Source organism: Streptomyces sp. NPDC050211, from assembly GCF_040656035.1.
Lineage (GTDB): Bacteria > Actinomycetota > Actinomycetes > Streptomycetales > Streptomycetaceae > Streptomyces.
Window position 1 is genome coordinate 66,947 of the sequence record NZ_JBFALC010000049.1, and the last position, 11,086, is coordinate 78,032.

Annotated in this window: 10 protein-coding genes; 9 read left to right on the plus strand and 1 reads right to left on the minus strand. The window is 67.6% G+C overall.

All coding sequences use genetic code 11. The features are described from left to right. Window positions 1–3: 3 nt before the first annotated feature. Entirely contained in the window at window positions 4–432 is a 429-nt protein-coding gene (locus tag AB0I98_RS35675; protein ID WP_362949171.1) for a hypothetical protein, read from the plus strand. 230 nt (window positions 433–662) lie between these two features. Here AB0I98_RS35675 and AB0I98_RS35680 read toward each other — a convergent pair whose 3' ends face one another. After that, the gene (locus AB0I98_RS35680) at window positions 663–1,898 is read right to left on the minus strand and encodes an MFS transporter (protein ID WP_362949172.1); all 1,236 of its coding nucleotides are present in this window, start codon (window positions 1,896–1,898) and stop codon (window positions 663–665) included. 445 nt (window positions 1,899–2,343) lie between these two features. Here AB0I98_RS35680 and AB0I98_RS35685 point away from each other — a divergent pair, with 445 nt between their 5' ends. The 8 genes from AB0I98_RS35685 to AB0I98_RS35720 all read left to right on the plus strand — a co-directional run bounded on the left by AB0I98_RS35685 (window position 2,344) and on the right by AB0I98_RS35720 (window position 10,382). Further along, complete coding sequence (locus AB0I98_RS35685) at window positions 2,344–2,844, plus strand: hypothetical protein (protein WP_362949173.1); 501 nt, start codon at window positions 2,344–2,346, stop codon at window positions 2,842–2,844. Between the two features lie 184 nt (window positions 2,845–3,028). Beyond that, window positions 3,029–3,568, plus strand: a complete 540-nt coding sequence (locus AB0I98_RS35690) for a hypothetical protein (RefSeq protein ID WP_362949174.1) — start codon at window positions 3,029–3,031, stop codon at window positions 3,566–3,568. Between the two features lie 387 nt (window positions 3,569–3,955). Beyond that, window positions 3,956–4,930: a hypothetical protein gene (locus AB0I98_RS35695; RefSeq protein WP_362949176.1), complete on the plus strand. Its 975-nt coding sequence runs from the start codon at window positions 3,956–3,958 to the stop codon at window positions 4,928–4,930. A gap of 162 nt (window positions 4,931–5,092) precedes the next feature. Then, window positions 5,093–6,517, plus strand: coding sequence for an amino acid permease (locus AB0I98_RS35700; RefSeq protein WP_362949188.1), 1,425 nt, complete (start codon window positions 5,093–5,095; stop codon window positions 6,515–6,517). Beyond that, window positions 6,517–7,896 carry a glutamine synthetase family protein gene (locus tag AB0I98_RS35705; RefSeq protein ID WP_362949177.1) on the plus strand — a complete coding sequence of 460 codons (1,380 nt, stop codon included), beginning with the start codon at window positions 6,517–6,519 and terminating at the stop codon, window positions 7,894–7,896. Before AB0I98_RS35700 ends, AB0I98_RS35705 begins: the two co-directional genes overlap by 1 nt. Continuing rightward, window positions 7,889–9,013 carry a CPBP family intramembrane glutamic endopeptidase gene (locus AB0I98_RS35710; protein WP_362949178.1) on the plus strand — a complete coding sequence of 375 codons (1,125 nt, stop codon included), beginning with the start codon at window positions 7,889–7,891 and terminating at the stop codon, window positions 9,011–9,013. Before AB0I98_RS35705 ends, AB0I98_RS35710 begins: the two co-directional genes overlap by 8 nt. 202 nt (window positions 9,014–9,215) lie before the next feature. After that, window positions 9,216–9,653: a hypothetical protein gene (locus AB0I98_RS35715; protein WP_362949179.1), complete on the plus strand. Its 438-nt coding sequence runs from the start codon at window positions 9,216–9,218 to the stop codon at window positions 9,651–9,653. A 162-nt stretch (window positions 9,654–9,815) separates the two neighbouring features. After that, a complete protein-coding gene (locus AB0I98_RS35720; RefSeq protein WP_362949181.1) occupies window positions 9,816–10,382 on the plus strand; it encodes a hypothetical protein in 567 nt (188 codons plus the stop codon). The last annotated feature ends 704 nt before the right edge of the window (window positions 10,383–11,086 follow it).

Sequence of the window (11,086 nt, forward strand, 5' to 3'; positions counted from 1 at the left end):
ACCGTGACCATCCTCAAGGAGTTCCTGGATCGGGACGCTCCCACGCGGGTCCGCGTCCTCACCGGCGAAGACGCCGCCTCCGGCCGTCGTGGCGACAAGCAGGTGATCGCCCGCAGCGACTGCACTTACTACTGTCCCGACGAGGCCACGGCCCGCAGGTGCATCGAGTCCCTGAAGGATTCGGACGAACGGCTGCGCTCCCGCCCGGAGGAGCTGATGCTCTGGGACTGGGAGTGCACCTACTTCGAGGCCGAGAAGGACAACCCCAACGGTGGCGGCACGGTGATCCTCGGCGTGGCGTGGTACGACCAGGAATTCTTCGACGAGCGCCGCGACGTCTGGTTCGGCCGCATGCACCAGGAGATCTACAAGCATCTCGGCATCCCGCTGGAGAACATCAGCGTCGACCACTGGATCCGCCTGGCTGCGTGATCCGGCACCACCAGTCCAAGCCCGGCCGGGCATCCTCCACCACTGAGCGGCGCCCGGCCATCCCTCTTTTCGTGACGAGGAGAACTAAGCTCCATGAGGGAGTTTCAGGAGCAGGCCGCGCTGTGGGACGAGTGGACCGCCACGTACAACGAAGCCGGTCTCGGACCTGCCGAACCGATCGCCCACGCCCTGGCTGAACACGCCGGCCGAGGCCCCGCAGTAGCGTGCCTTCAGTCGCGTGAGAGCTGGGGAGCCGCCTCCGTGGCCGGAACGACTCCCCCGTCCCGCATCCACCACCACGCCGCGCCGGCTCCCACGGCCGCCACGACGACCGTGGCCATGCCACCCACCCAGAAGCCCGTGGCCGGAGAACTGGCCGCTACGACGGGGACGATCAGCATCGATGCGGTGCCCGCGGTCCTGATGACGGTCAGGTCCATGGACATCAACCGCCGACGCGCGGTCGCCGGGAACGCAGACAGATGGGTCTGCAAGGTGATCCCCAGGAACGGTGCCACAGCACCGGAAGCCGCGGAGAGCACGAGCAGGACGGGCATGTTCCCTGCAGAGCCGGTAACCGCCAGCAGGAGCCCGGAGACCGCCCACAACAGGCAGTACGCAACCGGCTTCCGGCCCGGCAACCGCACGTTACCGGCCACGAAGTTCCCCGCCAAGGCACCCGCACCGGTAGCGGCCAGCACCAGACCGTACGCACCGGCTCCTGCATCGAGACGGCTCGCCAGTAGCGCGGGCATCGCCAGTGCCACGGCCTGCGCGAAGATCGCCGCGCCGTGCACGGCGATCGCTGCGCTCGTGGCCGGATGGGCCCGTAGCAACGACCGGGCCTGCATCCGCACCGCTTCCGTCGGCGGCGTCGGACCGGACGTAGCGGGCCGCATGGACCTCCCCAGGAGCGCGAGCGCCACGGCGGACGCGGCGAAGGTCGCCGCATCCAGCCAGAACAGCGTGGCCTGGGGAACGAACGCGAGCATGGCTCCTGCCGCACCCGGACCGGCCACCCTCGCGATCCGCCCGGTCAGGTCCATTAGCCCGTTGACGGCCTGCACCTCGTCGGGCCGGACCAAGTCCGGGACCAGTGCCCCCAGATTCGGGTCGAACACCGCGCCGGCCAGGCCCAAGGCCGCGGCCAGCACGAGCATGCCCGGCGTTCCGAACGCGCCCCAGGCCCACGGCAGAAGCGCCACCAGGACCACCCGCACCGCGTCGACGACAGCCAGCGCCCGCAAAGACGCGAACCGGTCCATGATCCGGCGTCCCAGCGTTCCCATCACGATGTACGGCACGGACTCTGCGACGGCGACCCATCCCATGGCGTCCGCCCCCGACCGCTCCCAAGCGATCCACATGATCGCCATGGCGTACAACCGGTCGCCGAAGACCGACAGGGCTTGGGCCGCCCACAAGGCAAGGACGCGACGGCGGCGCAGCAGCCGGACGTAGCCCAAGATCACTCCCTGCCTGGAAAACACGAAGTCCCAGCGCCTTTGCCCGCCGGGACGGCAGACACCTTATGGCACTGAGGAAGCTGGATGTTCCATGACGACAGAAACGCCGTGTCCCGCGGAGGCACGTGCCGCGGCCGAGGCCCTGTGTGGGCCCGATCCACACTTGAAGCTGATCAGCAACCGACGGGCAAGCGCCGTATGGCAGGCGCACGGCCCACGGAAGACGGTTGCCATCAAGGTGGGAACGGGCCCGGACGCAGCCGCAATCACAGCGCGCGAGACGGTCGCCGTCACTCGGATGGGTCCCCCTGGAGCCGTCCTGGCGCGTGGTCGGGGCGACGCTCTGGCCTGGATGCTCACCCCTTGGTACGACGGCCCCTCTACTTGGGAGGTTCTGCACGATGGACGAGTAGGAACCTTCCAATCCGCGGCCCTCCGGCGCCACATGGTCGATCTGTGTGATGCCGTGGCCGCCCTCCATGGTCAAGGCTGGGTGCACGGCGACCTTCAGCCGTGTCACACCATCCACACACCCGATTGCGTCCGCTTCATCGACTGCTCATGGTCCTGGCACCCGCACCAGCTCAAGGCCTCCCACCTCTTCAGGGGCGGGCCTCCGCACCTACTGGCACCCGAACTCGCGCGATCCATCCACGACGGCATTCGCCCCGTCGCACCCTCGATACCGGCCGAGGTCTACGCACTGGCCGCGAGCCTCTGGCGATCCATCACCGGCGACTGGCCACGGGACTACGCCCGCGTCGGCATCGACCCAGGCAAAGTCACCGCGCCCGTGCTGAGACAGATCATCGCCACCCACCAGATCCCTCTGCACAGTTCGGATGCTTGGCCCAGTGTTCAGCAGGTGCTCGCTGAAGCGCTGACAGCGCCGGCCGAGGATCGCCCCACCGCCGCCGAAATGGCCCACCAGCTTCGTTCTCCCTGAAGGCCGACAAGCTGAACGTGAAACTGATCAGCTCAGTAAAGAGATCCCCAAGGACGCGATCCCACTTTGAAGTCAGGTCTCGTTCGCACCTTGCAATAGGAACAGAAGCCAGCGGTAGACGTAGAGCCACCCCAAGCCCAAAGACGACACGCAACAATGGAAACCAGCTACCCGAGGAGCACGGATGTACCCCGGCCTGCATCGAAGCAGCTTGGCCTCCGTCCTATCCATCTACCGGGAGACACTCGGCTGGACAGTCGGGTACGTGATCGCAGACGGCGTACCAGGATTTCCCCCGGACGAACAGACGATCACTCCTCTGATCGATGCCACGCTCTTTGAATTCGAAGGCCGTCAAGGGCCCGTCATCGCTGCCAACTGCGCCTGCTTCGACGCCGTGAGCATGCCTTCCCCAGTCGGTCAGGCCCTGCTGACAGCCGGAGAAGGCGGTCCACACGTCCCTGCTCTCGTCGATCGCGAGGCAAGCCGGGTCGTTCTGCTGGTTGAACCAGGAAGCGGTTCAGCGCTGGCCTCGAACGACGAGCGCATGCACCTGCATGCAGGGCTACGCTCGTGGATCACCGTTCCGCCGTCCCCTGGCCTGCGCTGGGACACTCCCCCATGGATCCAGGCGAGCCGACAGCCCGCCCCTTTGCCTTGCGGCCAGGACCTCGTAGTAACGCTGCACAAGGTGCAGCGCGTGCTGAAGCGCTCCGGCGTCTGATCACCAGGACATTAGGGCGCGAACTAAGCGCCGATTTCAGAGCCCCTCTTTCCATTCTTCACAACCCGAGCCCCCACCATGACTGCTCATACCGCCAGTTGGGTCGCCAACACACCCTCGAACGGCCGCATAACCCCTTACACGCACTACGGAGAAAGATTCCCGCGCTTCTGCGGCATCGATGGTGTCACCCAAATCTGCCGCCCTGACGAAACTCGTACGGGGGACAGAAATCGCTGATGGGTGCCTTTCAGATCCGATTTCACCCGCCGGCTTCGACTTTTGAGGACTCCGCCCCCATGTCCCTCTTATGCACGCCCAGACGCAATGTCCCCCTGCCTAACGTCTCTCACCTCGCGCGGAGATGTGCCGATGTCTCCTCGTGACATGGACCTGACCCCTCCTCATCTGGCGGGGTGGGACGCAGAGCTGCGTAGCGCGCTCGAAGACCTCCAGCTGGACCGGTGGCGTTGCGCAAAGCAGCTGCTCCGAGACACGGGCTACGACTGGCCGCTGCGTACGTCTCGCAGTCAGGCGCTGGCCGTCGGCGCCGCCAAGTGCCAGGCGATCGAGGCGTGGTTGGCGGAGGAACCCGACGACTGGGATGCGCTGATGATGTGGGCCCGCGTACTGACCCAGCGGGTGCTCAACGCCCGCCGTGACGGGGTATCCGGACAGCGGCTGGTCCGCGCTGTCCATGCGGCCAGTGCTGTGTGCAAGACCGCTGCGGACCGGTGGCGGGAAGACCCCGTGCCGTTCGTGTGCTTTGTGGCTCTCGCACAGGTCGACACGGACCCGCGCTCTCCTCACACCTGGATGAACTGGGCTTCGAAGCGGGGCGACATGCTGCCGCCGGGCCCGTGGGAGCTGCTGGAGTGGGTGCACCAGCGGGACCCGTACTCCCGCGAGGCGTATCACCGGATGCTCCAAGTCTTTCAGGCCCGCGGCAGGGGAGGCATGGACTTCGCCCAGTGGGCGGCCTCCGTCGCACCTGAAGGCTCTGCGCTGAAGGTGTTGCCCCTGTACGCCGCCGTCGAGGAATACCGCAGGCAAACGGCGCAGAAGCGGACCGTCGGCACGATCGCCTACTGGGCCAGCGAGGTCAGGGCCTACTACGCCAAGCAGGCACTCACCGACTGGTTCGACCAGACCAAACCTCATATGCGCTCCCTGCTGGATCTGAACCACCTGGCGTATGTGCTCACCGCCACCGGCGTGGGAAACGCTGCCGAGGTGTTCGAGGCGATCGGCCCGTACGTGACCACCGCACCGTGGGCGCTCGTCACCGAGAACGTCCACTGGTGGCAGGACCAGTTCCGCTCGGCACGGAATAGAGCCCTGAGCGAGAGGGGCCGCCGATGAACATCCGAGGCCCCCCGGCCGCAACACCCGTCCACCGGGCCCGCCCCCTTCCCACCCTTAGAGCAGAGGACTTCCCCGTTGTATCCGAGAAAAGCCGGCGTCCCAATCGACGATGAAGCCGCGTTGCGCTTGCACGGCTATCAGCCCGAACTGGCCCGCAAGATGGGCGGTTTCGGGAATTTCGCGATCAGCTTCTCCGTGATCTGCATCCTGGCCGGCGGCATGACCTTGTTCGGCTACGGACTGAACACCGGCGGCCCCGCGGTCATGATGTGGGGCTGGGTCGGCATCGGCTTCATGACGCTGATCCTCGGCGCCTGCCTGGCCGAGGTGACCTCCGCCTACCCGACCTCTGGCGGCCTGTACTACATGGCCCACCGGCTCGGCGGACCCCGCTGGGCCTGGGTGACGGGCTGGCTCAACCTCCTTGGCCTGCTCGGCGCGATCGCCGGCATCGACTACGGGTGCGCGCTGTTCGTCGGGGCGTTCGCCAACCTCCAGTGGGGCCTGGAGCCCACGCCGGAGACGACGATCCTGATATTCGCCGGCGTTCTGCTGCTGCACGGCACCCTCAACACGTTCGGGGTGCGCCTGGTCAACGTCCTCAATTCCATCTCGGTGTGGTGGCAGCTCGCCGGCGTCACACTGATCGTCGTAGCCCTCACCCTCGCCCCCGGCGAGCGCCAGAGCGCCGACTTCGTATTCGGCCACGTCAACAACGGCACCGGATTCGAGAATCCTGTCTACGTGGCCGCTATCGGCTGCCTCCTGGCTGCGTACACCTTCAGCGGCTACGACGCCTCCTCCCACCTGTCGGAGGAGACCAAGGGGGCGCAGATTGCAGCGCCCAAGGGCATCATCCGTGCCATCGCCTGGTCCTGGGCGGCCGGGTTCGTGCTGCTGGCCGGCATGTTATTCGCCATCGAGGACTACGCGGGCACCCTGGGCTCGAGCACGGGCGTGCCGCCCGCGCAGATCTTCATCGATGTGCTCGGCACGGGCGTGGCCAAGGGGCTGCTGCTCGTCGTCATCGTGGCTCAGTTGTTCTGCGGCAACGCGGAGACGGCTGCGGCATCGCGCATGGTGTACGCGTTCTCGCGTGACGGGGCGCTGCCGGGCTCCGCGACCTGGCGGCGTGTCAGCAAGCGCACCGCCACCCCGGTCGCCGCGGTGTGGCTGTCCGTGGGCGTCGCCCTGGTCCTGGCCCTGCCCAGCCTGTACTCGCCGACCGCGTACGCCGCCGTCACCGCGATCAACGTCATTGGGATCACGCCCGCGTACGTGATCCCGGTGTACCTCCGCCGACGTGCCGGTGACCGCTTCCAGCCCGGCCCGTGGAACCTCGGTGCCTGGAGCAAGCCGCTCGGCTGGATCTCCGTCGCCTACGTGGCCGTGCTGACCGTGGTGTTCTGCCTGCCCCAGGCCTCGCCGATCACCGCGCAATCGTTCAACTATGCCGGGGTCGCCCTGGCGGGGGCCCTTTTCCTGGCGTGGATCTTCTGGATCACCCAGGGCAAGCGCCACTACAAGATCCCTCCGCTCGGGAGTACGGCCGAGAGCACGGCGCTCGCCGGGGAAGTGGTGTGATGAGCAACCAGAACACCCACCAGACACATCGGTTCGCCGGGCTTCTCTCCCTCCAAGAACTCCGCGACGCGACGCGGCGCGGGGAGATCACCACGGTGATGCTCGGCGTCCCGGACATGATGGGCCGCCTGAAGGGCAAGGACTTCGAAGCCTCCATCTTCCTGGAGGAGATGCCCGCGACCGAGGCCTGCGCCTACATCCTCGCAACCGACGTCAACATGGCCCCCCTGCCGGGCTTCGAACTCACCGGCTGGGAGCACGGGTACGGCGACTTCGCCGTTATCCCTGACCCGGACACCATCCGACGGCTGCCCTACCGTGCCGACACCGCCCTCATCCTCGGCGACCCGGCCGACCGGGAGGGTGCGCCCATCGAGGTCGCCCCGCGTCGCATCCTGCGCACCCAGCTCGACCATCTGGCGGACCTCGGCTTCGACGTCAGAGTCGGTCTGGAGACCGAGTTCCTCCTCTACAAGGAGCTCGCACACAGCGCGAGCGGATACCGCGACCTTCAGCCCGCGGCGTTCCACAATCTCGACTACGCCCTCGACCGGCCCCTGCTGCTCACGGACTTCTTCCAGGACCTGAAGACCGCGCTGCGCGGCGCCGGCATGCCGATCGAATCGGTCAAGACGGAAGGCGCCAAGGGCCAAGTTGAGGTCACTTGGCGCTACGGCCCGGCTCTGGCTGCGTGCGACGTGCTGGCCGTTTTCAAGCACACCGTGCGGCACGTCGCGGCGCCCCGGGAGCTGATACCGACGTTCATGGCAGCACCGGAGACTGGCGTCGGCTCCGGCCTGCACATTCACCTGTCCCTGTGGAAAGACGGCGAGCCGGTCTTCGCCACCACCTCACACCGGGACCTGCCTACCCCGACGATGGAGCGGGCCCTCGCCGGACTGATCTCCGGCCTGCCGCACCTGGCACCGCTGTACGCGCCCACCCCCAACTCCTACAAGCGATACCGGCCCTACTCGTTCGCCCCCACCCATTTCACCTGGGGATTCGACAACCGCGGGTGTGCGATCCGCGTCACCGGCCATGGCAAGGGCACGCACCTGGAGGTCCGTCTGCCGGGCGCCGACGCCAATCCGTATCTCGCCCTCGCCGCCTGTTGCGCCGCCATCATCCACGGGCTCACCGACCGCCCCATGCTCCCGCCGTTCTTCATGGGCGACGCCTACCGGGCTGTCGACGCGCTTTCCGTGCCGAGTGATCTCGCCGCTGCTCTGAGCGACTTCGATGAAAGCCTGATCGCCGAGAAGGCCTTCGGGGAGACCGTCGTACGGCACTTCGCCCACGCGGCCCAGATGGAAATAGACGCCCACCGCGGTCAGGTCACAGATGTCGAGCGGGAGCGGGGGCTATTCCATGCCTGATCAAGCAGCACCGGCCCGGCGTCCTGACCCGGCGGATCTGTCCCACGATGAGCAGGATGCGGGGGCCAGCGGCGCTCACACCACCGACTCCCATAGCCAGTTCTCGGCTCCCGGCCGATCGCCCGCGTCCTGGAGTGCGGCACGCGCGTACACCCTGGTGCTCACGTTGTTCGCCCTCGCTGGTGGTCCTCATCTGGCCGGTGCCGCCGTGGCTGTCGTGCAGCAGTCCGGCGGTGATCTCCCCGTCGCGGCCCTTCGTATCGAGGAGATCGGCCGGATGGCCGGCCTCGCAGGGGCTGCGGTCTGGCTGCTGGGGCTGATCCTCACACGGCCTCGTCCGCACGGCCCGGAGTGGCCGTGGCGGCAGGTGAGCGCGCTCGTCGGGGCACTCGCCGTGATTGTGGCGGACGAGGCCGGTGAGTTCACCGCTCACCGCGCCTCCACGCAGATCGCCGGGCATCTGACCGAGCTGGTGGTCTGGGTCTGGCTGTGCGTGGAGTTGGCCGCCCGCTGCGGGGTCACTCTCCAGCGGCTGGACTTGGCCCGCCCGGTGTTCCGCAAGCGCACCAAGATCGAGCGCGCGCAGAAGGCGCAGGGGGAGCTGGTCTTCTTCGCCCACGCCGCAGCGATCTGCGCGGCCGTGCTCCTCATGGGGGTGCTGGCGCGGCTGCCGGGCCCCGTCCTCAAGGACGATCAGGCGACCGCGGCCGGGGTCCCGGACCTCGGTCCGCATCTGGCCCACGCGCTGTGGTCCGCAACTGTGGAGGAGGTGCTGGCGACGGCCGTGGTCGTGGCGGTGCTGACGGCCGTGCGCCGACCCCTGTGGGAGGTCCTGGTGGTCACGGCCCTGATGCGGGCCCTCCCGCACGCCTACCTGGGGCTGTGGCCGGCGCTCGCCGTTGTGCCATTGGGCATTACGGCCGGGTGGCTGTATCACCGCTACCGCCGGGTGGTCCCGCTCGTCCTCGCCCACGCCACCTACAACGTCGTCAGCATCCTGTTCGGGGTGCCGCTCCTAGGGGTGTGCGTCGTCATGCTCGCGGGGGCCGGCTGGTGCTGGCTGGAGGCCCGCGCGGCCCCGGCCCGTGGCAGATCGCGCACCGAGCCCCGCGCCTGACGGCCCCCGGCGCGGCAGCCCCGTACGTACTCCACTGCCGCGCGGGCCCACACCCCGTCGTCGAGCACAAAGCCATGGCTGCCCGCTCGGCGCTCGGCGACGGGGCATCAACACCCTTCGTTCCCTGGGACCAGACGGTGGCCCGGGAGACGGAGGGCCAAAAGAAGCCGACCAGACCGATCACTTCTGGACAGGACCATCAGTGGCCCAGACCCGCTTCACCGTGCTCGACGAAACCCGACCCCATCGCGACCTGGCCGAGCAGAACGCCCCGATGGCGGCGCACGGCATCGGCCTCGTCAACCGGATTTGGAAAGACCTGTCGCTCGTGCCCAACGCAGAGGAGATCGCCGAACCCGAGGCATGGGGGCCCTCCGCATCGAGCGGGGGTCCCTCCATCCCTGACCTTCTCTCTCGCCACGCCGAGGTCCCACGGCCCAGCTCTTCCACTGCTGTGGCTCCAAGTGCGGATCTCGATTGCTCCGGACGTATGGACCGCACCGCGGCCACAGTGCTGTGCCTGCTGTTCGACCTGACGCAGCAGGCCGCGCGCTTCGGCTCCGGCATGAACCCGTGGGGACAGCTCGCGTTGTACGACGCCGAAGACTTCGCACCATTCACAACGGGAGGACCGGCATGAGGATGCGCGCCGTGACCTGGAATCTCTTGTGCGGCGGTGTGGACGGCTCCTCGGAGAAACGGCTCCACGCGCAGGCGAAGATCCTCGCGGGTCTGGAACCGGACATACTCGCCCTGCAGGAATGCACGGTGGGACGAGGACGAGGAGAGGCGCCTGTTGTGGATGGCCCACACTCTGGGCCTGACACCGGTGTGCATGGCCCGCTCGCGCATCGGGGACACCCCCTACCACACGGCCTTGCTCTACCGCGCGTCGAAGCTCCGCATGATCGGCCGGCGGCGGCTGGGCGAAGGGGTCTTCCACCACGCATTGATCCGAGCCCGCCTGCGGCCCCTCGAAGCGGACAACGACCACGATGACTTCCTGGCCCTGGCCACGCACCTGACCTACACCGACGGCGACAGTCGGCTGAGAGAAGCACGGTGGATGACCGACTACGCCGGAGACTTCCCCGGCGTGCCGCCTCGGGCGCTGCTCCTGGCCGACATGAACTGCCCCAGCCCGTCCGACAGGCCCGACTGGGACAACGTGCCGCGGAACCTGCAATCGCGCTACCGGCTCGTGCAGGACGACGGGACGTTCGGCGACACGGACACCCGGGCCGTGCAGGTGCTTCTCGAATCCGGCTGGCAGGACCCGGAGACGCTCACCGGGCCGCGACCGTCGGCTACTTCTACGCCAACGAGCCGGTGCCCCTGCGCCTGGATCACATCCTCGCCTACGGAATGACGGTGCACGACTACCGCACTCACGACACGGGCCGGGCTCGTCGATACTCCGACCACCTACCTGTCGTGCTCGATGCGGAATTGGGGACGAACGCATGAAGGCAAAATGATCCGGCGATGACCGGTGTCGACGTCATCGAGGTCCCGATCTGGCTACGGCGACGTCATTTGGGACCACCGAGGCGTCTCGAAGCGGCCCCAATCTGTGAAGATCGCCTCCCGTGAAGGTGGCCTGGAATGACTCCACTTAGCCTTCTGGCTCGTCAATCGCGGGTCCATTTCAGGTCGCCGCGATACAGGCTTCACAAAATGGGGCCCGCCGAAGGCGCCTCGGTGGAGCCGGAAGAGCATTCCGCAGTCACCGAGTGGGCCGACGTGAAACAGGTCGACGTCGAGCGGGCCGCGTAACGCTTCTTATCGCAAGTTCCGCTCAGCGTCGCAGGCCTGCGACGGCCATCTCTCCCAACACCTCATCGAGGGCCCGCGGCGGCCGTTCCTTGTGGGGCAAACGACCGACACACTCAGCGACCTGGCCGGGCTACTGTGCCCGTCGTACGGAGCCGGCAGGGGCATCCGGCATCAGATGCGAGGCGAGCGATCCTGCCGTCTCGGTGTCTGGAAACTCAGGAAGGGTTCTCATGGGGGTCAAGCGTGTGCGCCGGGTCGGCACCACCGGCGCGTTGGTCGCCGCGACGCTCGGCGCGT